Below are 22,474 nucleotides of genomic sequence, written 5' to 3' on the forward strand. Positions count from 1 at the left end.
CGCGATGAAGGCCCGTCGGTGAACTGAAGTTCACCACCGTTACCAGGAGTGATGCGGTCCGAAGCCGCGGAAATCGCCCGATCGGGCAAGCTCCTCGTGGTCCGTGCCGCCGGGGTGGTCGCTGCGCCTGTCATAGGCGTGAAGCCTAACCTGACCATGTGGGCGAGCCCGGCAATGAACACCTGAGCAAAGCGGAGTGGCGTTCCCGGATAACCGCCGAACGACGTTCGCAGGTGTCGGAAGTGCGCGCGCGGGAGGCGGTGGCGCTCGCCGCCGCGGCCGCTCGGCTGCCGGGCGAGGTCGTGTGCGCCTACGTCCCCTTCGGTACCGAACCGGGGTCGACGGCGCTGCTTGATCAACTTCTCGACCAGGGGAAACGCGTGCTGCTGCCGATCGTCCCCGGCACGCCGGGGCCGCTGGAGTGGGCCGCGTTCGAGGGCCCGTCGAGTCTCGCGCCCGGGAGGCTGCGGGGGCTGCTCGAACCGACCGGGCGCCGCCTCGGTCCCGACACGCTGGGGACGGCCGATCTGGTGTTGATCCCCGCGCTCGCCGTCGACGACGAAGGGGTCCGGCTCGGCAGGGGCGCCGGGTACTACGACCGGTCGCTCGCCTTCGCCGCGCCGGACGCCGCGCTGATCGCCGTCGTCCGGGACGCCGAACTCGTGCGCGCGTTGCCCGCGGAACCGCATGACGTCCGCATGACCGGGGTACTGACCCCGGAGCACGGCCTGGCTCCGCGACCGGTAATAGACTGACGCCCCGACGCAGTGGTTCAGAAAGGGCACAATGAGCTCTGACGCGCACCTGTCCGATCAGTTCGCCGAAACGCTGTCGAAAATGCGTTCCGCGGGGGCCCACGCCATGGAGCTGGCGGCCCTGCGGCGGCGCCTCGAGCAGTTGTCCGAACCCGGCGCCGGCCAATTGCCGGGCGACGAACTCGAACCGCTCGAGGACATCAGCAGGCTCGTCGAACTGCCTGAGCCGGACGCCGAAGAAGGACGCCGCGTCCTGGACCGCACCGCGGTTCTGAAGCTCAACGGCGGGCTCGGCACGAGCATGGGGCTCACCGGGCCGAAGTCGCTGCTGGAGATCAAACCGGGCAAGACGTTCCTCGACGTCATCGCCATGCAGGTGCTCTCCATCCGCGAGAAGTACAACGCGCGGCTTCCGCTGATCCTGATGAATTCGGCGGGCACCCGCGAACCTTCGCTGGAGCTGCTGAGGAAGTACCCCGATCTCGCCGACGACGTCATCCCGGCCGACTTCCTGCAGGGCCGCGAGCCGAAGATCACCGCCGACGGCAGGCCCGCCGAATGGCCGTCGAACCCGGAACTGGAATGGTGCCCGCCGGGGCACGGCGACATCTACATCGCGCTCGCGGTGAGCGGGATGCTCGAAACGCTGCTGGCGGAGGGCATCCGCTGGTGCTTCGTGTCCAACGCCGACAACCTCGGCGCGCTGCCGGACGCGCGGATCGCCGCGTGGATGGCGAAGGAGAGCATCCCGTTCGCGATGGAGACGGTGCTCGGCACCGCGGCCGACCGCAAGGGCGGGCACCTCGCGCGGCGCGCGGGCCGGATCGTCCTGCGTGAATCCGCGCAGGTCCCCGACGGCGACGACTCGTTCGGCGACGTCGGCAAATGGCGGTTCTACAACACCAACAACATCTGGATCGACCTCGAACGCCTGAAAGCCCTGCAGGACGCCGACCCGGCCGCGCCGCGGCTGCCGCTGATCGTGAACCGGAAGACCGTCGATCCGGCCGACGCGGCCAGCACGCCGGTGATCCAGCTCGAAACGGCGATGGGCGCGGCGATCGGCTCCGTCGAGGGCGCGCGGGCCATCGAGATCCCGCGGACCCGGTTCGCGCCGGTCAAGACCACCGACGACCTGCTCGTCGTCCGGTCCGACGCGTACGTCCTCGCCGAGAGCGGGGAGATGATCCCGGAGTTCACCACCACCCCGCCGGTCGTTTCGCTGAGCAAGGAGTTCTACAAGCTCCTGCCGGACTTCGACGCGCGTATCCCTTCGGCGCCTTCGCTCAAGGAGTGCACGAGCCTCGCCGTGGACGGTGACGTCACCTTCGGGAAGAACGTCGTCGTCCGCGGCGACGTGAAGCTCACCGGGCCGAAGACCGTTCCGGACGGTGAAGTCCTCTAGTCCCGCTGGGCGATGAACACGTACTCGCGTCCTGGACGATCCGGGGCGTCCCGGACGTCCAGGACGCGAAAACCGTGCTCCGCCAGCAAGGCTTCCAGTTCGTCGCGTTCGCGGAACCACAGCGTCGAGTCCGAGGTGACGACCTCGCCGTCGGAGAACCGGTAGCTGTACCGGAACGACACGAACGGGAGGTTCACCTCGGTGACCTCACGCCACTGCTCGACCTCGCCGACGCCGGGGACGTCGATGACCTCGTGCGCGGTGTCGGCGGCCCAGTCCTCCCAGGCGCGGCGACCGGGGCGCCGGATCTCGAAGACGAGGTGACCGCCAGGCACCAGCGCGGTGCGGATGCCTTCGAGCGTCCGGCGCCATTCGTCGTCGGTCAGGAAGACCTGTGCCACGTTGCCGGTCATCACCGCGAGATCGGCCCCGGCGGCACCCGCCGCTTTCGCGTCGCCGTGGATCCAGGTGATCTTCCCTTCCGGGTCTTTCGCCTTCGCGACCTCCAACGACGCCTCCGCGGGATCGACACCGACGACCTCGATCCCTCGCGCGGCGAGGAGAACGGCCAGGCAGCCGGTGCCGCAGCCGACGTCGAGCACCCTCTTCGCCCCGAGTTCGCCGATGATGCCGAGGTAGTGCTCCAGATCGTCGCGAGCGCCGTCGAAGGCGTCGTAGACCGGTGCGAGCCGGGCGTGGGCGAAGAGCGCGTCAGGCATTCGGCGACGATAGTTCCGGGACGCGTTCGCGGGCCACGGATTTACGGTCGCGCCGCCAGGCCCGTTCGCCCAGCGCCGCCAGGAAGGCGGGCAGCAGAACACCGCGGATCAGAGTGGCGTCGATCAGGACGGCGACGGCCATCCCGACGCCCATCATCTTGTACTCGATCGCGCTCAACGTGATGAAGACGCTGAACACGCCGACCATGATCACCGCCGCCCCGCTGACCACCCCAGCGCTCGTGCCGGTGCCCCGGACGATCGCGGTGACGGCGCCTTCGGCCCGCCGTTCGCGGATCCGGCTGAGGATGAAGATGTGGTAGTCCATGCTCAGCCCGAACAGCAGGACGAACATGAACATCGGCAGCCAGCCCACGACCCCGCCGTACGGGGTGAAGCCCAGCAGGGAAGCGAAATGGCCGTCCTGGAAGATCCAGGTGAGCACGCCGTAGGCCGCGCCGATCGACAGCAGGTTCAGCACGATCGACACCAGCGCCACCGCCACGGACCGGAAAGCCCGCAGCAGCAACAAGAACGCCGCTAGCAGGACGAAGCCGAAGACCAGCGGCATCCGTTCGACGACCCGGTCCGCGAAGTCGCGGGCGTTCGCCGTCCGGCCGGACACGGCGAACTCGACGCCGTCCACCTTCCCGATCGTCCCGGGGAGTACCTCGGTGCGCAGTTTCGCGAGCGCGGCGTCGGCTTCCGCGTCGCGGCCCGCGCCGGACAGCGGGACACGGACGACCACGGCTTCGTCGACGTTCGACACGGCGACGGGTTTGTTCAGCACGCCGCCGGATTCGCCGATCCGCCGGTCGAGATCAGTGATCGCCGCGCGTAGCGCCGGGCTGTCGACCGGGCCGCCGCGCTCGGCCGTCAAGACCACCGTGGCGGGGTAGACCACACCCGGGAAGGCTTCCTGAGTGCGGACGGCGGCGTCGATCGCCGCCATCGAGCGCGGCAGGCTCTCCGCCGGGGTCGGATCCTGCAGGCGCATGCCGAGCGCGGGCAGCGTGAGCAGGAGGAGCAGCGCGGTCGCGAGCCCGCCCCACAACGCTGGCCGCCGGGTGACCACGCGAGCCGCCGCGGCCCAGAACCGCGAGTTCTCCGCGGCGGTGCGCCGCTTGCCCAGCCACGGGATCCGCCCGCGATCGACCTTGCCGCCCAGCAGTGAGAGCAGTGCCGGCAGCACGCTGACCGCGCCGAGCATGGCCAGCCCGACCACGAACGCCGTGCTGATCGCGAGCCCGGTGAAGTTGTCGAGCCCGGTGAACACCAGCCCGCCCACGCACAGGACGACCGTGACACCGGAGACGATCACGACATGCCCGGAGGTCCGCGCCGCGATACGGATCGCGCTGTCGACGGAGTGGCCGCGCGCGCGTTCTTCCCGTTGCCGCCTGAGGAAGAACAGCGAGTAGTCGACACCGACCGCCATCCCGATGAGCAGGGTGATAACCGTCGTCGCGCTGTTGATCGGGGTGAAGTCGTCGACGACGGACAGGAAGCCGAACGTCGCCGCGACACTCGTGCCGGCGAGCAGCAGCGGGACCGACGCGGCGACCAGCGCCCCGAAGACGATCAGCAGGATCACCAGGGTTAGCGGCAGCGAAAGCAGCTCGGAACGTTTGACGTCCTCCCGGATGCCCTTGTCGACCACGGTCGACAGGCTGAGGTCCCCGGACTGGCTCAACCGGACCGACGGATGCCGGGCGGCGACCTCGGCCACTCGCGCCGTCGCGGTCTCGAAGTTCGGGCGGACTTCTTTCTCCCCGCCCGCGACCGCGAACCCGACGAGCCCGGACGTGCCGTCGGCCGAGATCCGCTCGCCGTCGGCCGGCGGCGAGCGGACGTCGGCGACGGCGCCGGAACCGGTGAGCGTGGTGACCAGATCTTCGGTCGCCCGCCGGAGTTCTTCGTTACTGGCGAACGGCGGCGAGCCAGGTTCTTTCGGCGCCACAAGGACGTTCTCGCGTAAGGGGTCGAAGGTGTCTTGCGCGTTCAGCGCGGTCTGCGCGCGGCCGGACTCGCCGGGATCGGTGCTCCGGCGGCTTTCACCGTCCAGCAGCGTTCCCGACAACAGGGCGACGACCACGAGGGTGACCCAGCCGACGAGGGTGAGCGCGCGATGCCGCAGGGACCACGCGGCGATCTTTTCGGGCAGCATGAACTACAGTCCTTTACATGAAGGAGTGAGATGCCTCGGGCGAGGTTTTTGCTTCTTCTTTCCTGGGCCGTCGAGTTGCCGCTCGGCGGCCCGGGGTCTTTCACCGGCCGGTCAGTCGACCTCCTTGAGGATCCGCTCGACCGTGCCCACGCTCTTCCGCAGCTCAGCGAGGCGTCCGTCGAGTTCGGTGAGTTTGCGTTCGGTCTCTTCCTGCGCCTGGACGGCCTTCTCGGCGAGCCTGCGGTATTCCTGCTCGCGCGCGAGCGCGCCCCTGGCCCGGATGGTCGCGCCGAACTGCCACACGACCACCGTGATGACCACGGTGAGGAACACGAAGATGCCGATCAGCCCGGCGACCTCCTGCCATTGATGCCACTTCACGCTCGTTCCCCCTCGTCCGGTGCCGGTGTGCTCAGCGTCGGCGCCGCGGCGGCGATGGCGTCCGGGCTCAGCTCGACCACGAACGGCTCCGCCTCGTAGAACTTCATCGCCTTCCCGTCCTCCGACAGCTCCAAGGTGGCCGAAACGAGCCCGGCCGCCTCCAGTTTGCGCAGGTGGAGCTGCAACAGTGCCCGGCTGATGCCGAGCTCTCGCGCCAGCTGGCTGACATACGCGCGTTCCGCGCGCAGCGCCGCGACGATCCGCAGCCGGTGCGGATTCGCCAGCGCCCCCAGCAGCCGCAGCAGCTCGTCGCCGGACGGTCCGGTGGCGGTCATGCCGAGCTCCTGCACATGCCAAAGAAATCTAGCAGGTGCTGGCTCCGGCTACCAGGTGCTCGAGCCAGACGTTCGGTTCGGTGTAGACGCCGACGTCCAGCGCCGAGGAGGCGAGCACCGGCGCGATCCCGCCCGGCACGGCCGTGAGGCCGTCCCGGAGTTCGACGCCGGCCCACGCCTTCCACTGGGCGAAGGTGCCGGTGACCGTCATCGCGAACGGCGCCACCTTCACGAACCGCGCGCCGAGCCGTTCATGCGTGCGCAGCCACGGATCCTCCGGCAGCCCGTCCGCGCGACGGCGGCCGATGTAGTCCTCAAAGGACAGTCCTGGTTCGTTCTCCTTCCCGGCCGGGCGGACCGGCACGACGAGCTTGCGCATACCCGTTTCCGAGGCGCGCTTCTTCAACGCTTCCAATGCTTTCGTGGCCAGGCCGCCGCCACGGCGGCCTGGCGCGACCATCACTTCGAGTGCGATCAGGGTGTTCGTCTCACGGGCGCTCATCAGGTCTTCCGCGGCCCAGATCAGGGCGGCGTCCCAGCCGTGGTCCGGCAGCTCCGGGCGTTCGGCCGTCGGGAAGCCGACGGGGACGGCGGCGGTTCTCGCCACGGGCGCGCCGTCTTCCAGCAGCACGAGGAAGTATTCCGGCCAGCGGGCGGCCAGGTGGGACGACTTCGCCAGCAGGCCCGCCAGGCCGTGCTGGAGGAATTCGCCGCCGACACCGCCGAGGGCGAGCGCGGGTTCGCGCAAATCGGGCCGGGTGGCCAGGTCTTCGATCACGATCATGTCCTCAGTAGACCCGAGGACACGCGATTCTCACGAGGTGGTTTTCGCCGCACGGATTCCGCCGTGCGCGGTGGTGCGACCGGGCTAGCGCACGGGCAGCGCGCGGCGCCGTCCGGTGATGCCGGTGGTGTTGAGGTTGGCGCGCTCGCCGGCGGAGTGCCCGTCGAGGTAGCCGCTGCCGGACAGCCGCCTCGGCGGTGCCGAGCGCAGATCTCCGTATTGCTCGTCGTACGCCTGCTTGACCATCGCCGTCCGGTCCTGGATCACGAGCTCGGCCGAGCGGTGACCGGCCGCGGTCGTATGGGTCCGGGCGGCGGTGTCCTCACTGTTGCGGAGCCGTTCGTAGACCGCGCCGGAGAACCCGTGCAGCCAGGTTCGCCGGTAGGCCGCCAGCGACTCGCCCGCGAACACCCGGTTCTCCGGGCGGACCCGGGTCAGCTGGGTGGTCGCCTGCAGCAGCAAGCTCGTGTACAGCAGCTCCGTGCGCTCCAGATCGGAGCGGAAACCGAACACCGTCACCGCGGTGACCGACTGGCCGAGCCGGTGGAGCAGGGCCCGGCAGCGCAGCGGATGCGCGATGTTCGTGAGCAGCCCCGCCTTGTCCCGGCTGTACGGGTTGTCGAGCGGGATCATGATCTGGGTGATCTCGTCCGCGGTCGCCCCGGAGGCGGCCAGCAGCGCCTGATCGATGCCGTACCGGGCGATCAGTTCGGCGGCCTTGGTGTTGTACGACTCGGCTTCGGCCTCGGTGACCGCCGGGTCCTCCGCCTTCGCGAGGAGTTTCCGGACGCGCGCGAGCAGCGTGTCATGGTCGGGCATGGCCCTCCTTCCTGATTGGGTTGGAGCGGATCAATCTAGGAGAGAGGTCCGACAATATTCGGGTGAGCTGTCGCCGATCCCGGCAAGGGGGCACTATGGCGGTCGACGTGTCGGTGGTCGGTTCCGGCCCGAACGGGCTCGCGGCGGCGGTCCTGCTGGTCAGAGCGGGGCGGACGGTCGAAGTGCACGAGGCGGCGGACGAGATCGGTGGCGGCACGCGCACGGCCTCGCTGTTCGAAAACGGAGTCCTGCACGATATCTGCGCCACCGGGCATCCGCTGGCCGCGGCGTCCCCGTTCTTCCGCTGGTTCGATCTCGCCGCGCACGGCGTCGATCTCCTCCGGCCGGAGATCGCGTACGCCCATCCTCTGAACGGTGGCCGGGCCGGTCTCGCTTACGAAGACCTCGACCGGACCTGTGACGCGCTCGGTGCGGACGGATCCCGATGGCGCCGTCTGCTGGGCCCGTTGGCCGAACACAGCCGCGAATTGGCCGGGCTCCTGCTCGGGGATCTTCGTCATCCTCCTCGTGACCCCCGGGCCGCCGCCCTGCTCCCGGCCAGGATCGCGATGCTCGCCGCCGGTCTGGAACGTCGCCTGTTCACCGGCCCGGAGGCGCCCGCACTGCTCGCCGGAGTGTCCGCGCACGTGATGGGCCGCCAGCCTTCGCTCGCCGCGGCGGGCGCGACACTCCTGCTCGGCCACCTGGCTCACTCGACCGGCTGGCCGATCGCGCGCGGCGGCAGCCAGACCATCACCGAGGCGCTCGCCGCCGACGTCCGGGCGCATGGCGGACGGATCCACACCGGCAGCCGGATCACCGATCTGCGGCAACTCGCGAAGTCGCGCACCGTGATCCTCGACGTCGCCCCGCGCGGTTTCCTCGAAATCGCCGGTGATCTGCTGCCGCCGCGATACCGGAGGGCGCTGGAGTCCTATCGCTACGGACCCGGCGTGGCGAAGGTCGATTTCCTGGTTTCCGAACCGGTTCCGTGGGCGGTGCCGGAGGTCGGCAAGGCGGGCACCGTCCATCTCGGAGGCACGCGGGACGAGGTGTACGCCGCCGAAAACGCCGTCGCGCGCGGGGAGGATCCGGACGACCGGTTCGTGCTCGTTTCGGATCCGCTGGCGCTCGACCCGTCCCGCGGGCTGCCGGGGAAACGACCGGTGTGGGCGTATTGCCATGTGCCGCAAGGGGATCCGCGAGACGCCACGGAGCTTGTCCGGCGGCGGATCGAACGCTTCGCCCCCGGATTCTCCGACACGGTACTGGCGAGCCGCTGTCTCACCGCGCCGGAACTCGAGGCGTACAACGCGAACTACCCCGGCGGTGACGTCGCCGCCGGGGCGGTGGATCTGCGGCAGGTGCTCGGACGCCCGGTCGCCCGGTGGAACACGCATAGGACCCCGCTCGGCGGCGTCTTCCTGTGTTCGGCGTCGACCGCGCCGGGGCCGGGCGTCCACGGGATGGGCGGCTGGCACGCGGCGAAAGCCGTACTGGGCAAGGACTTCCCGGTTCAGCCGAGATAGGCGTCGAGGGTGACGGCCAACGCCCTTTCCGGTGACGGCGCGAAGCTCGCGCCGGCCAGCCCGCCCCAGAGCCATAGCTGGGCGAGCCCGTGCAGCGACGCCCACAGCGAGGACGCGAGCAGCCGCGGATCGGTCGCGGGATGCCAGCCTCCTTCCTGGAGTTCGGCGACCATTCCGGCGAAGAAGTCGAACACCGCGCTGCTCACCCGCGTGAGTTCGGGATCGTCCGCGTCGATGAGGTCGCGGCGGAACATCAGCTCGAACATCGCCGGATTGGCCAGCGCGAAATCGAGGTAGCCGTGGCAGGCCGCGATGAGCCGTTCGCGCGGTGTCCCGTCCGGCAGCCCGGTGCCGCGGTCGAGCAGTTCGGTGTAGCCGCGAGTGGCGACCGCCGAGAGCAGGGCCGCGCGGCCGGGGAAATGCCGCAGCGGCGCACCGTGCGAAACGCCGGCTGCCTTGGCGATCCCGCGCAGCGTCACGGCGCCGACGCCCTCTTCGGCCAGCAGGTTCGCCGCGGTGTCGATCAGGCGGGTTCGGGCGCCCACGACCGGGTCTCCTCGTGGACGGGCAGGAGTTCGGGACGCTTCGGCAGGAAACCGTCGCCCGGCTGGCGGCCGATGAGCCGGTTGCGGAAGCGGGTGCCCGCGACCGGGAGGACCTCCCGCGTCAGCCAGCGCAGATCCGCGCGCAGACCCGGACGTCCCGCCGATCCGGGAAGCGGGGCGAGCCAGGCTGGGTCGTGGGAGACGCCGAGCTTGCCGAGGACATGCCCGGCCAGGCGCCGATGGCCTTGCTCGGACAGGTGCAGCCGATCCGGGCCGAAGTAGCGGGAATCGTGCGCGGCGTCGTCCGGCCAGAGGTCGACCAGCGTCGCGCCGTAGCTGACGGACGCCTCGCGGACGGCGTCGTTCAGCGCGGTGAGGCGCGGGCGCATGCGGCGGCCCATCGGCATGCGGTGGGAGATGTCGCTGAGGGTGAAGGTGACGACCCGCGGCGCGATCTCGGTGCAGGCGCGGACGGCCGTGTCGACGCGGCGGGCGACCGTGCGCGCGTCCCAGCCGCGGCTCATCACGTCGTTGCCGCCGCCGAACAAGGCGATCAGGTCGGGCTGGAGCCTACTCGCGGCCGGGGTCTGCTCGGCGTGGATCTGGTCGAGCCTGCGGCCGCGGACCGCGAGATTGGCGTAACGGAAACCGGGCTCCTCCTCGGCGAGACGTGCCGCGACGAAGTCGGCCCAGCCCCGGTAGAAGCCACCCGACGGATGCGGATCGGCCAGCCCTTCGGCGCAGCTGTCGCCGAGCGCGACGAAACGTTGGTAGCCCATCCAGATCTCCGTAACCACGAGTTCACCTTGTGGACACTGTCTATCAAACTGATGTAGACGCTGTCTACTCGGCCCGGGCCTGGCAGGCTCGGGTCATGATCGATGACGTCGCGAAAGAGCACTTGCACGGCGATCTGCGAGAGGTCCGCGAGGTGCTGCTCCAGAAGATCGAAGGATTGGGTGAGTACGAGATCCGCCGTCCCCTGACCCGGACCGGGACGAACCTGCTCGGTTTGGTCAAGCACCTGGCGCTCTGGGAATCCCGGTACTTCGGTGAGGTCTTCGACCGGCCGTTCCCCGAACCCCTGCCCAGGTGGGACGACCTCGGGCAGCGCGGCGCCGACCTGTGGGTCACCGAGCACGAGACCCGCGAGGAGGTCGTCGGCCGCTACCGTCGCGCGTGGGCGCACTCCGACGCGACGATCTCGGCTCTGGCCCTCGATTCGCCCGGTCACGTGCCCTGGTGGCCGCGACCGCGGGTGACCCTGTTCGCCGTCCTGGTCCACATGCTCACCGAGACCGGCCGCCACGCCGGGCACGCCGACATCCTGCGCGAACAACTGGACGGCTCGACCGATGCGGCCACCGGGGAGCGCGACGAGGCCTTCTGGGAAGCCCGGCGCGACCAGATCGAGCGAGCGGCCCTCAAGGCCGCCCGGACAGGACGCGGGCCCGATGCGTGAAGGCGACGGCGCGCCGCGGATCGCCGTCCGGGAGTACCCGGCACAGCGCGTCGACGATCTCCAGGTCGTCGGCTCCGCTCGGGGTCTCCCAGTACGACCACAGCGCCGCGGCGTCCCCGCTGCCGAGGACGACCCGCCGGACCGACGCGGTGACCGATTCGCGCTCCTCGCGCACGGCGGGCGACTCCGATTCGGGCAGTAGCGGACCGCGGAACGCGTTCGCGGCCCCGGCGACGTCGCCCCGTTTGAGCGCCGCGCGGACGCGCAGGAAGTCGGCGTCGACCTCGGCGGAAAGCCGGTACGGCCGGGTCTGCACGATGTCGGAACCGAGCTGTGTCCGCAACCGGTGGATCTCCGCGCGGACGGTCACCGGGTTGCCGCTCTCACCGTAGAGCAGGAGGGCCAGCCGCTCCGCCGAGAGGCCGCCCGGATGCAGTGCGAGCAGTGTGAGGATCTCCGCGTGCCGCAAGGTGAACGGCACGTCGCGACCGTCCACTGTGGTCGTCGGCGGTCCGTCGGTGAGGAACTCCAGTGCGAGCCGCGGACGCCTCGACGGGACCCGGTTCCGCAGGCGCAGCAGATAGCCCTCGCTCAACGGCTCCACCGTGCCGAGCCGCCCGTCGGGCAGGGTGACCGCGCCGCCGCCCGGCCGGACGTCCACAGTGGAGGGAAGATCGCCGCAGGCTTCGGCCGCCAGCACGCGTCCCTTCGCGGAAAGCAGGGCGCCCGGCGCGCCGCGCAACGCTTCCAGGTGAGTCATGTTCGCGGCCCGCAACCGCTCGTCGCGCATCGCGAGCCGGGCCCGCAACTGGCCTTCGGCGAGCTGCGCGGCCGCCGTCACCAGCGCGAGCATCGCGGGATGGACCGTCCGCAACGGGCCGCTGACGTCGATCGACCCGAGCAGCGCGCCGGACTCCGGGTCGCGCACGGGCGCGGCCGCGCAGGTCCAGCCGTGATAGGTGCGCACCAGGTGCTCGGCCGAGTAGATCTGCACCGGTTCCCCGGTGGCGAGCGTGGTGCCCATCGCGTTCGTCCCGATGACGTCTTCACTCCATCGGGTGCCTTCGGCGAGCATCACGCCGTCCGCGCGCCGAAGCACGCCCGCCGCGCCCTCGCGCCACAGGATGTGGCCGGCCGCGTCGGTCACGATCATCATGTGCTCGGCGTCGTCGGCGATGCTCACCAGCGTCTGCCGCAGGATCGGCAGCACCGGCGCCAGCGGATGCTCCTCCCGCAGGCCGCTCACCTCGCCGGAGTCGTAGACCAGCGGCGCGACGCCCTTGTCCGGGTCGACGCGCGCGGCGAGCGAGCGATTCCACGAAGCCGACACGATCGACCTGGGGGAACGCGGCGCGGGCACACCGGAGAGGACGGCGTCGTGGACGTCCTTCAGCAGCCGCGCGTACGCCTGAGGGTCACGCGGCGACGCTTCACCTCCGGGCAGCTCCGCCACGTTCCCGAGGATAGGTGACCGCGCTCACTTCGTTGCAACGTGCGTGCAACCCCGCCCGCCCTAGCTTCGCCGTCATCCGTCACCCCTAGCGATGAGGCAGGAAAGATGGCCAAGTACGCGGCACCGAACACCGAAGGCAGCGTCGTCAGCTACGAATCGCGCTACGACCACTACATCGGAGGCGAGTACGTACCGCCCGCGAGCGGTCAGTACTTCGAGAACCCCACCCCGGTGACCGGACAGGTGTTCACCGAGGTCGCCCGCGGCACCGCCGCCGACATCGACCGCGCGCTCGACGCGGCCGAAGGCGCGGCCGCGGCCTGGGGCCGGACGTCGGTGGACGAACGCGCGAACGTGCTGCTCCGGGTCGCCGACCGGATGGAACAGAACCTCGAGGCGATCGCCGTCGCCGAATCGTGGGAGAACGGCAAACCGGTCCGCGAGACCCTCGCCGCCGACATCCCCCTCGCGATCGACCACTTCCGCTACTTCGCCGGCGCCCTGCGCGCACAGGAGGGCGGCATCTCGCAGATCGACGACAACACCGTCGCCTACCACTTCCACGAGCCGCTCGGCGTCGTCGGCCAGATCATCCCGTGGAACTTCCCGCTGCTGATGGCGGTCTGGAAGCTCGCGCCCGCGCTCGCGGCGGGCAACGCGATCGTGCTCAAACCCGCCGAGCAGACCCCGGCGTCGATCCACCTGCTCATGTCGCTCATCGGCGATCTGATCCCGCCGGGCGTGCTGAACATCGTCAACGGTTTCGGCGTCGAGGCGGGCAAGCCGCTCGCGTCGAGCAACCGCGTGCGGAAGGTCGCCTTCACCGGCGAGACCACCACCGGACGGCTGATCCTGCAGTACGCCAGCGAGAACATCATCCCGGTGACCGTCGAACTCGGCGGCAAGAGCCCGAACATCTTCTTCGACGACGTCGCCGCGGCCAACGACGCGTTCTACGACAAGGCTCAGGAAGGTTTCGCGCTCTTCGCCCTGAACCAGGGCGAGGTCTGCACCTGCCCGTCGCGGGCGCTGATCCAGTCCGGTATCTACGACCGGTTCCTCGGCGACGCCGTCGAGCGCGTCAAGAAGATCAAGCAGGGGCACCCGCTCGACACCGAGACGCAGATCGGCGCGCAGGCCTCCAACGACCAGCTGGAGAAGATCCTTTCCTATATCGACATCGGCCAGAAGGAAGGCGCGAAGATCCTCACCGGTGGCGAGCGCAGCGACCTCGGCGGCGAACTGTCCGGCGGCTACTACGTGCAGCCGACGGTCTTCGAGGGCGACAACAAGATGCGGATCTTCCAGGAGGAGATCTTCGGCCCGGTCGTCTCGGTGGCGAGGTTCGACGACTACGCCGACGCGCTGAAGATCGCCAACGACACGCTGTACGGCCTCGGCGCCGGTGTCTGGTCGCGCGACGGCAACACCGCCTACCGCGCCGGCCGCGACATCCAGGCAGGCCGGGTGTGGGTCAACAACTACCACGCGTACCCGGCGCACGCGGCCTTCGGCGGTTACAAGGCGTCCGGGATCGGGCGCGAGAACCACAAGATGATGCTGGACCACTACCAGCAGACCAAGAACATGCTCGTGTCCTATTCGGACAGTGCGCTCGGGTTCTTCTGATGGCCGAGCGGGTCGGCTTGACACCGGCCGCCGCGGAGCTCCTGCGGCGGCTGGTGTCGCTCCACGGACCGGTGATGTTCCACCAGTCCGGCGGATGCTGCGATGGGAGTGCCCCGATGTGCTACCCGGCGGGCGAATTCCGCACCGGGGCGTCCGACGTCCACCTCGGTGACCTGAGCGTCGAGGGCATCGACGACGTTCCGGTGTGGATGTCGGGTCCCCAGTTCGAGTACTGGAAGCACACGCATCTGACCATCGACGTCGTTCCGGGCCGGGGGAGCGGATTCTCCTTGGAGGCGCCCGAAGGGGTCCGCTTCCTGGTCCGTTCCCGGCTGTTCAGCGATGAGGAGTCGGCTGAGCTGAACGGCCCAGCAACGCGATGAGCCGTGCGCCCGGCCCGGCGTCCGGCGGTGCCTCGACAGCGTGGTCGAAGGCGCCGCCGGGCCCGCGCACCGGCATCACGTCGGGGTAGCGGCTCGCCACCTTCAACGCGGCCTCGGCGAGCTCGTCGTCCCAGTGATGCTCGCGGCCCAGGGCGGTGTCGAGGTCCCAGTGATGGGTGAGGGTGTCGACGAACAGCACGGCCAGCGCGTTCTTCCCGGGGAGCTTGCCGAAGCTCCCGAAGTCGAAGGTCTTCTCCAGCGCTTCGCCGTCGAAGGCCGCGAGGAACTCGGCGGAACTCTCGTCGTAGGACCTGGCGAGGTCGTCGTCGGCCGACGGCCGGCTCTTCATGGGGTGGCCGGTCGCCTGCGCGGTGCGGGAATCGTGGCCTTCGATCAGGTGTTTCACGATGTCGCGGACGGTCCACTCGGCGCAGGGGGTCGAGCGGTCCCAGTCGTCCGCGCCGATTCCGGCGATCGTGGTCCCGGCGGCGCGATGGGCTCTTGTCGTGAGCGAGAGGAGATCCATGGCGGCAATGTATACGAACGGTCGTGCTATCTTCTAGGGTGTGAGCACTCTCGAAGTGAACGAGGTCTTCGTCGGGCGGCCGTCGGTGCTGGGCATGAAGCGCGACGTCCCGGTGTACAGCGCCATCGCGAAGTCGCGGGTGGAAGCGCCGTCTTTGCGCTTGGACGAGATCAATCTGGCCGGTGACGACCAAGCGGACCGAAGTGTCCACGGTGGTGTCGACAAAGCGGTTTACGTCTATCCGGCGACGCACTACGCGGCCTGGGCCGAGCAGGGCTTCCCGGTGGCAGCGGGCGATTTCGGGGAGAACGCGTCGGTGGCGGGCGCCGACGAATACGACGTGCGCGTCGGCGACGTCTGGGCCTGGGGAAACGCGCTGGTCCAGGTTTCGCAGCCGCGCACGCCGTGTTTCAAGCTCGCGATGAAGACCGGGCGTAAGGACGTCATCCCGGCCATGATCGATTCCGGACGCAGCGGCTGGTACCTGCGGGTGCTCCGGACGGGGGAGGTCCCCACGTCGGGGCGCATGACGCTCGAAGAACGCGATCCGGCGAGCCCGACGATCGCCGAGGTCTACGTCGCGTCGTTCACGAACGTCGCCCAGCTGGACGACGAGCGCCGTGACGCGTACTGGTCGCTGCTGGACCGGGTGCTCGCGGCGCCGGCGCTCAGCCGGCAGTACCGTGACGGCCTGGAATCGGCGAAGAAACGGCGAGAGGGACGGAATGCCGGTTGACGGCCGGGTGGCCCGCGGCGACGCGACGAGGCGGATCGTGCTCCGGCGCGCCGTCGACATCGCGTCCGTCGAGGGGCTCGACGGGTTGTCCCTCGGCAGGCTCGCCACCGAACTGGAACTGAGCAAATCCGGGGTGTTCGCGTTGTTCGGATCCAAGGAGGAACTGCAGCTCGCGGCGGTCGAGACGGCGAGCGCGATCTTCGCGGAGAACGTCGTCGAGCCGACACTGAAGGTCGAGCAGGGGATCGCGCGGCTGCGCGCGCTGTGCGCGAACTGGCTCGACTATTCGGAACGCCGCGTGTTCCCGGGAGGCTGTTTCTTCTTCAACACCGGCGCCGAATTCGACGCGCGGACCGGCCGGGTGCACGACGCGGTCGCGAACGCGAGCCGTGCTTTCTCCCAGTTCATCCGGTCCACCGCGGTCGAAGCGCGGAAAGCCGGGCATTTGCGCGAGTCGGTCGACGTGAACCAGCTGGCCTTCGAACTGAACGCGCTCGGGCGGGCCGCGAACGCCGATTCGGTGATGTTCGGGGGTACGGAGCCCTACGCGCTGGCCCGGGCCGCCATCACCGCCCGCCTCGACGACGCCGCCGCGCGATGAAAGGCCCCTTCATCGCGAATTTCGCGATGAAGGGGCCTTTCATGACGCGCTACTTCCAGTCGACCTGCGTGGACCGATAGAAGTCGATGCCCTGCTGAACCCAGCGCGGGCTCTGCTTCGCCAGCCGGAGCCGGTAGGCGTCCCAGGTGCGGGAGTCCTTCGGCGACCAGCCGATCTCGGCGTACCCCGGAAGCCTCGGGAACGCCATGAATTCGATGTGGTCACTGGTGATCAGCGTTTCCGACCACAGCGGAGCCTCGACGCCGATCACGTTCTTCTCCGGCACACCCTGCAGATACGTCGCCGGGTCCCAGTCGTAACCGGTCTTGACCTCGATCAGCCCGGCCCAGCTCAGCCCGAGCGGCGTCTGCGGGTGGTACTTCATGTCCAGGTACGCCTTGTTCGCGGGCGACATCAGGATCTTGTTGCCCCGCGCCGCCGCTTCGGCCACGTGGGCGTCCGTCCCGGTCGTGCCCCAGAACTGCGGGACGGCCGAAACCGGCGGTTTCGTCTTGGCGATGTCGTGCCAGCCGGTGATCGTCTTGCCGTACTTCGCGACGATCGGGTGCACCTTCGTGGCGAAGGTCTGGTAGTCCTCCGGCGTGGTCGAGTGGGCCTCGTCGCCGCCGATGTTGATGTACTTCCCGGGGGTGATCGCCGACAGTTCGCGGATGACGTCGTCGACGAACTTGTAGGTGATGTCCTTGCCGATGCACAGCGAGCTGTAGCCGACCTCGATATCCGTGCGCGGCGGTATCGGCTTGCCGTCGCAGTTCAGTTCGGCGTAGGAATACTGCGCCGCGTTGGTGTGCCCCGGCATGTCGATCTCGGGAACGATCGTGATGTGCCGCGAAGCCGCGTAGCGCACCAGGTCCTTGTACTGCTCCTGCGTGTAGTAGCCGCCGGGAGCGCCGCCGACGGCCGTCTGGCCGCCCAAGGTCGCCAATTTCGGCCAGCTCTTGATCTCGATCCGCCACCCCTGGTCGTCGCTCAGGTGCAGGTGGAGGTTGTTGATCTTGTACTGGGCGATCTGGTCGATGTAGAGCTTGACCTGGTCCGGCGTGAAGAAGTGCCGGGCGACGTCGAGCATCGCGCTGCGGTACCCGAAGCGCGGGTAGTCGAGCACCGTGCCGCCCGAAACCACCCATGAGCGCTTCTGGACGGTCTTCGCCTCGATCGCGGACGGGAGCAGCTGGCGCAGCGTCTGCACGCCGAGGAACAGGCCGTCGTCGGTGTTCGCCTTCAAGGACACGCCGGACCGCGACACCTTGAGCTGGTAGCCCTCGGCGCCCACGCGGCGGCTCGCGTGACCGATCTCGAGCGAGATGGCGGGGCCGCCGCCGCGGTGACCGCTGACGACGGGCAGCCGGTAGCCGGTGGCGGGCCGGAGCAGGCCAGCCAGGTACTCGGCGACCTGCCTGCCTTCGCGGTCGGTGCGGATGACGGTCGCGGGACCGAGCCGGAAGTCGGAGCGGGGATCGGGTTTCGCGTCCACCGGCGCCGGGACGACGTCGGCGACGGTCCGTTCGGCCTTGACGTGCTGCCCCGCGCTCGCCGTCGCGGGCAGGCCGAGCGTCACGAGGCTCAGGACCGCCACGCCGAGCACGGTTCTGGACAGGCGTTTACTCATGGAGCACCTCCGGTCGGATACCTGGAGACTCTCTTCCCTGAGAAGGTATAGACCAATAGGGCAAACGCGACAACACCCGATCGGACCAGTACGCCGTACCGATCACCGGTCACTCGCCGCGCAGAACCGCTTTCAGGGCATCGAGAACGCTCGCGTCTTCGATCGTCGAAGGCACCTGTTCGTCGCGGCCATCGGCGATCCCGCGCATGGTCTTGCGCAGGATCTTCCCGGACCGCGTCTTCGGTAGCGCGTCCACAATGGACACGTCACGGAACGCCGCGACCGGGCCGATGTCCCGCCGCACCAGCGCGACCAGCTCGGCCTTGAGTGTTTCCGCGTCGACGTCGGTGCCCGACTTCAGCACCACGAAACCGCGCGGAAGCTGCCCCTTCAGCTGGTCACGGACTCCGATCACCGCACATTCGGCGACGGCGGGGTGCGACGCCAGCACGGCCTCCATCGAACCGGTCGAAAGCCGGTGACCCGCGACGTTGATGACGTCGTCGGTGCGGCCCATGACGAACAGGTAGCCGTCTTCGTCGACGTATCCGGAGTCACCCGTCAGGTAGTGGCCTTCGTACCGCGAAAGGTACGCCTCGCGATACCGCTCGTCGTCCTGCCACAACGTCGGCAGCGAACCCGGCGGGAGCGGCAGCTTGATGGCGATGGCGCCCTCCTGGCCGGCGGGGAGCGGGTCGCCCGCCTGATCCAGGATCCGCACGTCCCAGCCCGGTACCGGTTTCGTCGCGGAACCGGGTTTGACCGGCATCGGTTCCAGTCCGCGCGGATTCGCCGCGATCGGCCAGCCGGTCTCGGTCTGCCACCAATGGTCGATCACCGGCACCCCGAGCTTCCCGTGCGCCCAGTGATAGGTCTCCGGGTCGAGCCGTTCCCCGGCCATGAACAACGTCTTGAATCCGCTGAGCTGGTATTTTTCGATTTCGGCCGCGTCCGGATCGACCTTCTTGATCGCCCGCAACGCCGTCGGCGCGGTGAACAACGCCTTCACCCCGTGGTCGGCGATGACGCGCCAGAACGCGCCCGCGTCCGGGGTCCCGACCGGTTTGCCCTCGTACATGACCGTCGTCGCCCCGATCAGGAGCGGCGCGTACACGATGTAGGAATGGCCGACGACCCAGCCGACGTCGGACGCCGTCCACCAGACGTCGTCGGGCTGGATGTCGTAGATCGCGCCCATCGACCAGGCCAGCGCGACCGCGTGCCCGCCCGTGTCGCGCACGACGCCCTTCGGCTTCCCCGTGGTGCCGGAGGTGTACAGGATGTACAGCGGGTCGGTGGCCGCGACCGGCACCGGGTCGGCGGGGGAGGCCTTCGCGACGAGTTCGGTCCAGTCGGCGTCGCGTTCGCCCAGCTCGGCGCGGGCACGCTCCCGCTGCAGCACCACGACCTTGTCCGGTTGATGGACGGTGCCCGCGAGTGCCTCGTCGATGATCGGTTTGTACTCGACGACCCGCGACGGCTCGATCCCGCACGAAGCGGCCACGATGACCTTGGGTTTCGCGTCTTCGATCCGCGCCGCGAGCTCCTTGGGGGCGAAGCCGCCGAAGACCACCGAGTGCACCGCGCCGAGCCGGGCGCACGCCAGCATCGCGACCGCGGCCTCGGGGACCATCGGCATGTACACGATGACGCGGTCGCCCTTCCCGACACCGAGCGAGGCGAGCGCCCCGGCGAAGCGCGCGACGTCGTCCAGGAGTTCCGAGTAGGTGAACCGGCGGACCGAATCGGTGACGGGCGAATCCCAGATCAGCGCCGTCCGCTCGCCGTGGCCGTCCCGCACGTGCCGGTCGAGCGCGTTGAACGCGGTGTTCAGCTCCCCGTCCGGGAACCAGCGGTAGAAAGGAGCCTTCGACGCGTCGAGCGCCCGCGTCGGCGGACGGGTCCAGTCGATCGCCTGCGCGGCTTCGAGCCAGAAACCCTCCGGGTCTTCGAGGCTCCGCTGGTACGACTCGGCGTGCATCGAATGCTCCTTCGCGTTCGGGTACCGGACCCCATCATGGACTTCCGGCAGGGCCGATGCCCGGTGGTAACGGCGGAGAGACGGCCGCGACAACCCGGCAACCCTGTGCGGGCATGGAGCGTCCTAAGCTGGACTAGGGGAAAAACCGCCGGAAACGGCCTAACCGAGCGAGGGGAGCAGGGTCCATGGGACTAGCGAGCGCGCTGCTTTCGTTCGCGCACAGCCTGTTCGGACCAGGGATCTGGCCTGGGGACTGGGTGTGGGCGACGAGCACCGCGGGAGCGCTGGTCGCGCTGCTGCCCGCACTGGGAGCGATGGTCGTCGCGATCATCCGCAAAGGCACCGGCAACCGCTACGACGTGGTGACCCTGTCCATCTTCGGCGGGATCGGCGTCGTCGCCGTCTTCCTGCTGCCGTGGCTGCTGGCCACCGGGGTTTCGCAGACGTACCAGGAGGCCGCGTCCAAATCGGGTGGTAAGTCCGGTTTCTCCAGCAATGACCTGGCGACCTTCAACGCCGACTACAGTCCGCTGATCGGGAAGCAGAGCGAGTACCTCGGCCGCGGCCAGAACGTGTACGAGGTGCTGTTCTACCCGAACGGGATGCAGCTCAGTTACATCTTCTACCTGATCCTGCTGGTCGGGCTGCCGGCGCTGTCGCTGCTGTTCGTGATGCTGCAGGCGCGCACCGCGTTCCGTCGCGGCCCGAAGTGGCCTTCGCGGTTCTTCTGGATCCCGTTCGTGCTGATGGTGCTGGCGAGCGTCGGCATGGGCGCGAACACGGCCGTGCACTTCTGGCTCGGGTTCCTGCCGTTCAGCGTGCTGGGCCTGATCCCGGTCGCGCTCGTCGGCCCGCCGCCGTGGTCGGTGATCAACCGGCCCGACCCGCAGCCCCGGCAGAAGATCGAGCCGTACCGCCCGGAGCCGCCCGCCCCGAAGCCTCAGCCGCAACTGCCGCCCCTGCCCGCCAAGCAGTACCCGGCGACCGCGCTGGCACAGGCGCCCGAACCTCCCGCGCTGGCCGCCGTCCCAGGTCCGGTCCCGGCGCCGCCGGGTTCCCGCAACTCCGGCGGCAGCCGCTACAAGCGCGTCCGCCGGCTCGGCCACGGTGGCTTCGGCACCGTGTGGGAAGCGGTCGACACCCAGCTCAACCGCACGGTCGCGCTGAAGATCGCGCACGCGCCGGACCGGGACACCGAAGAGCGCATGCAGCGCGAAGCCAGGGCGCTGGCCGTGGTGAACCACCCCAACTGCGTGAAGGTGTACGACCTCGTCGAGGAACCCGACGGGCTCGCCCTGGTCATGGAGTACCTCGAAGGGCGCTCGCTGGCCGAGATCGTCGACTCGCAGGGCCCGCTCGACGACATCGCCGCCGGACGGCTCTGGTCGACCATGGCCGGCGCGCTCGCCGCGGCGCACGAGAAGGGCGTGCTGCACCGGGACCTCAAGCCGTCGAACATCATCCTCGACCGCAACGGGCTCGCCCACCTCATCGACTTCGGCATCGCCCGCAGCCAGGGCGACTCGAAGATGACCGCGACCGGGATGATGATCGGCACGCCGGACTTCGTCGCTCCCGAGCAGGCGATGGGCTCCCCGGCCAGCCCGGCGTCGGACGCCTGGCAGCTCGCCGCGACGGTCAGCTACGCGCTGTCGGGCCAGCCGCCGCGCGGCACCCGGGAGACCCCGATGGCCGCGCTGATGGCCGCCGCCCGCGCCGAACCGGTGTCGAAGCTGCCGAACCGCAGCGCGCACGCCCGGATCCTCATCGCGTCGCTCGACCAGGAGCCCCGCCGTCGTCCGACGCTCACCGCCGTGCGGCGTGACGTCGAGGGCTGGCTCGCTCGCGCGGGCAAGTCGCCGGACGGCCCGGTGACGCAGATCGTGCCGCGCCGCCCTCCGCAGCAGCAGCCGCACCAGCAGCCCCAGAAGCAGGCCCAGCCTCAGCGTCACCCGCGCTGACCTGCGAAAAGAGAGCAAGGGACCTTTGCTAGCGTTAGTTAGCGCGCTAACGAACGCTAGCAAAGGTCCCTTGCTCTCCCTCAGTCGATGACCACCCAGGTCCCGCCGCGCCAGGCCATGGTGAACGTCTTGGGCTGCGCGGCCATCATCGCGATCTGCGGGCTGATCGCGCCCGGCGGCACGAGGACCTTGTCCGGCCCCTTGCTCTGAAGTTTCGCCCGGTCGACGCGGGTGGCCTTCAGCTTCTTGACGTCTTCGGCCGAGAGCATCCCGAACTGCATCGGGGTGAGGCTCCGGCATTCCTTCATCCCGCCGTCGAACGCCGGCGCGGTGATCCGGCAAACGGTGTCGAGGTCCTTCTCGCCCAGAGCGTGGTGATACTCCTCCATTACGCTCGCGGCCCCGTCCGGGGTCTGCGCCACCGCGCCGCCAGTGGCGGGTTTGGTCACGTCGGACGCGATCGCCGAAGGCTTCGAAGTGCTGGGCGGTGTGCTGCTGCTGGCCGGCGCCTCCGAGGTGCTCGGAACGGCCGAAGTCTGCGGCGACGCGGCACCCGGCGTCTGCTCCTCACACCCCGCGATCAAGAACAACGCCGCGGCCGCACAGGCCGCTCCGAGTGGTCGGATCGTCATGATGCCCCCTGTCGAGCTGCTATTGACCAGCGAAGAGTAAC

23 protein-coding genes are annotated in these 22,474 nt (G+C 69.4%); 10 read left to right on the forward strand and 13 right to left on the reverse strand.

The window, feature by feature from the left end:
• Positions 1–182 precede the first annotated feature (182 nt).
• Positions 183–755 (forward strand): 5-formyltetrahydrofolate cyclo-ligase, encoded by a 573-nt coding sequence (locus tag ACXIZN_RS38905; RefSeq protein WP_457960708.1) that lies wholly within the window; start codon positions 183–185, stop codon positions 753–755.
• Between the two features lie 31 nt (positions 756–786).
• Positions 787–2,160, forward strand: coding sequence for a UTP--glucose-1-phosphate uridylyltransferase (locus tag ACXIZN_RS38910; RefSeq protein WP_457959777.1), 1,374 nt, complete (start codon positions 787–789; stop codon positions 2,158–2,160).
• On the opposite strand, the gene ACXIZN_RS38915 is transcribed toward ACXIZN_RS38910, so the two are convergent.
• From ACXIZN_RS38915 to ACXIZN_RS38940, 6 genes are all read right to left on the reverse strand, one after another.
• Entirely contained in the window at positions 2,157–2,879 is a 723-nt protein-coding gene (locus ACXIZN_RS38915) for a class I SAM-dependent methyltransferase (protein WP_457959778.1), read from the reverse strand. The two genes, ACXIZN_RS38910 and ACXIZN_RS38915, sit on opposite strands and share 4 nt — an antisense overlap.
• Entirely contained in the window at positions 2,872–5,046 is a 2,175-nt protein-coding gene (locus ACXIZN_RS38920; RefSeq protein ID WP_457959779.1) for an MMPL family transporter, read from the reverse strand. The genes ACXIZN_RS38915 and ACXIZN_RS38920 overlap by 8 nt, the downstream gene beginning before the upstream one ends.
• Positions 5,047–5,157: 111 nt before the next feature.
• A complete protein-coding gene (locus ACXIZN_RS38925) occupies positions 5,158–5,427 on the reverse strand; it encodes a hypothetical protein (protein WP_257484244.1) in 270 nt (89 codons plus the stop codon).
• Positions 5,424–5,762: an ArsR/SmtB family transcription factor gene (locus ACXIZN_RS38930; RefSeq protein WP_457959780.1), complete on the reverse strand. Its 339-nt coding sequence runs from the start codon at positions 5,760–5,762 to the stop codon at positions 5,424–5,426. The genes ACXIZN_RS38925 and ACXIZN_RS38930 overlap by 4 nt, the downstream gene beginning before the upstream one ends.
• Before the next feature lie 28 nt (positions 5,763–5,790).
• Positions 5,791–6,546 (reverse strand): GNAT family N-acetyltransferase, encoded by a 756-nt coding sequence (locus ACXIZN_RS38935; protein WP_457959781.1) that lies wholly within the window; start codon positions 6,544–6,546, stop codon positions 5,791–5,793.
• Between the two features lie 84 nt (positions 6,547–6,630).
• Entirely contained in the window at positions 6,631–7,365 is a 735-nt protein-coding gene (locus ACXIZN_RS38940) for a DUF2786 domain-containing protein (RefSeq protein WP_125782440.1), read from the reverse strand.
• A 95-nt stretch (positions 7,366–7,460) separates the two neighbouring features.
• Here ACXIZN_RS38940 and ACXIZN_RS38945 point away from each other — a divergent pair, with 95 nt between their 5' ends.
• A complete protein-coding gene (locus tag ACXIZN_RS38945) occupies positions 7,461–8,894 on the forward strand; it encodes a phytoene desaturase family protein (protein ID WP_457959782.1) in 1,434 nt (477 codons plus the stop codon).
• On the opposite strand, the gene ACXIZN_RS38950 is transcribed toward ACXIZN_RS38945, so the two are convergent.
• Both ACXIZN_RS38950 and ACXIZN_RS38955 read right to left on the reverse strand, forming a co-directional pair.
• Positions 8,882–9,439, reverse strand: a complete 558-nt coding sequence (locus ACXIZN_RS38950) for a TetR/AcrR family transcriptional regulator (RefSeq protein ID WP_457959783.1) — start codon at positions 9,437–9,439, stop codon at positions 8,882–8,884. The genes ACXIZN_RS38945 and ACXIZN_RS38950 overlap by 13 nt on opposite strands.
• On the reverse strand, positions 9,418–10,218 hold the full coding sequence (locus tag ACXIZN_RS38955) for an SGNH/GDSL hydrolase family protein (protein WP_457959784.1): 801 nt from the start codon (positions 10,216–10,218) through the stop codon (positions 9,418–9,420). Before ACXIZN_RS38955 ends, ACXIZN_RS38950 begins: the two co-directional genes overlap by 22 nt.
• Positions 10,219–10,313: 95 nt before the next feature.
• Here ACXIZN_RS38955 and ACXIZN_RS38960 point away from each other — a divergent pair, with 95 nt between their 5' ends.
• Positions 10,314–10,901, forward strand: a complete 588-nt coding sequence (locus ACXIZN_RS38960; RefSeq protein ID WP_457959785.1) for a DinB family protein — start codon at positions 10,314–10,316, stop codon at positions 10,899–10,901.
• On the opposite strand, the gene ACXIZN_RS38965 is transcribed toward ACXIZN_RS38960, so the two are convergent.
• The gene (locus ACXIZN_RS38965) at positions 10,864–12,354 is read right to left on the reverse strand and encodes a GAF domain-containing protein (protein ID WP_457959786.1); all 1,491 of its coding nucleotides are present in this window, start codon (positions 12,352–12,354) and stop codon (positions 10,864–10,866) included. The two genes, ACXIZN_RS38960 and ACXIZN_RS38965, sit on opposite strands and share 38 nt — an antisense overlap.
• A 105-nt stretch (positions 12,355–12,459) precedes the next feature.
• Here ACXIZN_RS38965 and exaC point away from each other — a divergent pair, with 105 nt between their 5' ends.
• Both exaC and ACXIZN_RS38975 read left to right on the forward strand, forming a co-directional pair.
• Entirely contained in the window at positions 12,460–13,983 is a 1,524-nt protein-coding gene (gene exaC, locus ACXIZN_RS38970) for an acetaldehyde dehydrogenase ExaC (RefSeq protein ID WP_449697402.1), read from the forward strand.
• Positions 13,983–14,366 (forward strand): DUF779 domain-containing protein, encoded by a 384-nt coding sequence (locus ACXIZN_RS38975; protein ID WP_457959787.1) that lies wholly within the window; start codon positions 13,983–13,985, stop codon positions 14,364–14,366. Before exaC ends, ACXIZN_RS38975 begins: the two co-directional genes overlap by 1 nt.
• Here ACXIZN_RS38975 and ACXIZN_RS38980 read toward each other — a convergent pair.
• Positions 14,320–14,892, reverse strand: a complete 573-nt coding sequence (locus ACXIZN_RS38980) for a TIGR03086 family metal-binding protein (protein ID WP_457959788.1) — start codon at positions 14,890–14,892, stop codon at positions 14,320–14,322. The genes ACXIZN_RS38975 and ACXIZN_RS38980 overlap by 47 nt on opposite strands.
• Before the next feature lie 40 nt (positions 14,893–14,932).
• Between ACXIZN_RS38980 and ACXIZN_RS38985 the strand changes: the two genes are divergently transcribed.
• A complete protein-coding gene (locus tag ACXIZN_RS38985) occupies positions 14,933–15,628 on the forward strand; it encodes an MOSC domain-containing protein (RefSeq protein ID WP_457959789.1) in 696 nt (231 codons plus the stop codon).
• Positions 15,618–16,229 carry a TetR/AcrR family transcriptional regulator gene (locus tag ACXIZN_RS38990; protein ID WP_457959790.1) on the forward strand — a complete coding sequence of 204 codons (612 nt, stop codon included), beginning with the start codon at positions 15,618–15,620 and terminating at the stop codon, positions 16,227–16,229. Before ACXIZN_RS38985 ends, ACXIZN_RS38990 begins: the two co-directional genes overlap by 11 nt.
• Before the next feature lie 49 nt (positions 16,230–16,278).
• On the opposite strand, the gene ACXIZN_RS38995 is transcribed toward ACXIZN_RS38990, so the two are convergent.
• The gene (locus ACXIZN_RS38995) at positions 16,279–17,859 is read right to left on the reverse strand and encodes a family 20 glycosylhydrolase (protein ID WP_457959791.1); all 1,581 of its coding nucleotides are present in this window, start codon (positions 17,857–17,859) and stop codon (positions 16,279–16,281) included.
• Positions 17,860–17,968: 109 nt separating this feature from the next.
• The gene (locus tag ACXIZN_RS39000; protein ID WP_457959792.1) at positions 17,969–19,840 is read right to left on the reverse strand and encodes a propionyl-CoA synthetase; all 1,872 of its coding nucleotides are present in this window, start codon (positions 19,838–19,840) and stop codon (positions 17,969–17,971) included.
• Between the two features lie 185 nt (positions 19,841–20,025).
• Between ACXIZN_RS39000 and ACXIZN_RS39005 the strand changes: the two genes are divergently transcribed.
• Complete coding sequence (locus tag ACXIZN_RS39005; RefSeq protein WP_457959793.1) at positions 20,026–21,801, forward strand: serine/threonine-protein kinase; 1,776 nt, start codon at positions 20,026–20,028, stop codon at positions 21,799–21,801.
• 80 nt (positions 21,802–21,881) lie between these two features.
• Here the strand turns inward: ACXIZN_RS39005 and ACXIZN_RS39010 are convergent, their stop codons facing one another.
• Entirely contained in the window at positions 21,882–22,250 is a 369-nt protein-coding gene (locus ACXIZN_RS39010) for a hypothetical protein (RefSeq protein ID WP_457959794.1), read from the reverse strand.
• Between ACXIZN_RS39010 and ACXIZN_RS39015 the strand changes: the two genes are divergently transcribed.
• Positions 22,234–22,473, forward strand: coding sequence for a hypothetical protein (locus ACXIZN_RS39015; RefSeq protein WP_457959795.1), 240 nt, complete (start codon positions 22,234–22,236; stop codon positions 22,471–22,473). The genes ACXIZN_RS39010 and ACXIZN_RS39015 overlap by 17 nt on opposite strands.
• Position 22,474: the final 1 nt, after the last annotated feature.

The sequence above is a fragment of the Amycolatopsis sp. TRM77291 genome (genome assembly GCF_054166285.1).

Coding starts and splice junctions, on each gene's coding strand:
- ACXIZN_RS38910 (WP_457959777.1), top strand. CDS start 787: ATGAGCTCTGACGCGCACCTGTCCGATCAGTTCGCCGAAACGCTGTCG.
- ACXIZN_RS38915 (WP_457959778.1), bottom strand. CDS start 2,879: ATGCCTGACGCGCTCTTCGCCCACGCCCGGCTCGCACCGGTCTACGAC.
- ACXIZN_RS38920 (WP_457959779.1), bottom strand. CDS start 5,046: ATGCTGCCCGAAAAGATCGCCGCGTGGTCCCTGCGGCATCGCGCGCTC.
- ACXIZN_RS38930 (WP_457959780.1), bottom strand. CDS start 5,762: ATGACCGCCACCGGACCGTCCGGCGACGAGCTGCTGCGGCTGCTGGGG.
- ACXIZN_RS38935 (WP_457959781.1), bottom strand. CDS start 6,546: ATGATCGTGATCGAAGACCTGGCCACCCGGCCCGATTTGCGCGAACCC.
- ACXIZN_RS38940 (WP_125782440.1), bottom strand. CDS start 7,365: ATGCCCGACCATGACACGCTGCTCGCGCGCGTCCGGAAACTCCTCGCG.
- ACXIZN_RS38945 (WP_457959782.1), top strand. CDS start 7,461: ATGGCGGTCGACGTGTCGGTGGTCGGTTCCGGCCCGAACGGGCTCGCG.
- ACXIZN_RS38955 (WP_457959784.1), bottom strand. CDS start 10,218: ATGGGCTACCAACGTTTCGTCGCGCTCGGCGACAGCTGCGCCGAAGGG.
- ACXIZN_RS38960 (WP_457959785.1), top strand. CDS start 10,314: ATGATCGATGACGTCGCGAAAGAGCACTTGCACGGCGATCTGCGAGAG.
- exaC (WP_449697402.1), top strand. CDS start 12,460: ATGGCCAAGTACGCGGCACCGAACACCGAAGGCAGCGTCGTCAGCTAC.
- ACXIZN_RS38975 (WP_457959787.1), top strand. CDS start 13,983: ATGGCCGAGCGGGTCGGCTTGACACCGGCCGCCGCGGAGCTCCTGCGG.
- ACXIZN_RS38980 (WP_457959788.1), bottom strand. CDS start 14,892: ATGGATCTCCTCTCGCTCACGACAAGAGCCCATCGCGCCGCCGGGACC.
- ACXIZN_RS38990 (WP_457959790.1), top strand. CDS start 15,618: ATGCCGGTTGACGGCCGGGTGGCCCGCGGCGACGCGACGAGGCGGATC.
- ACXIZN_RS38995 (WP_457959791.1), bottom strand. CDS start 17,859: ATGAGTAAACGCCTGTCCAGAACCGTGCTCGGCGTGGCGGTCCTGAGC.
- ACXIZN_RS39000 (WP_457959792.1), bottom strand. CDS start 19,840: ATGCACGCCGAGTCGTACCAGCGGAGCCTCGAAGACCCGGAGGGTTTC.
- ACXIZN_RS39005 (WP_457959793.1), top strand. CDS start 20,026: ATGGGACTAGCGAGCGCGCTGCTTTCGTTCGCGCACAGCCTGTTCGGA.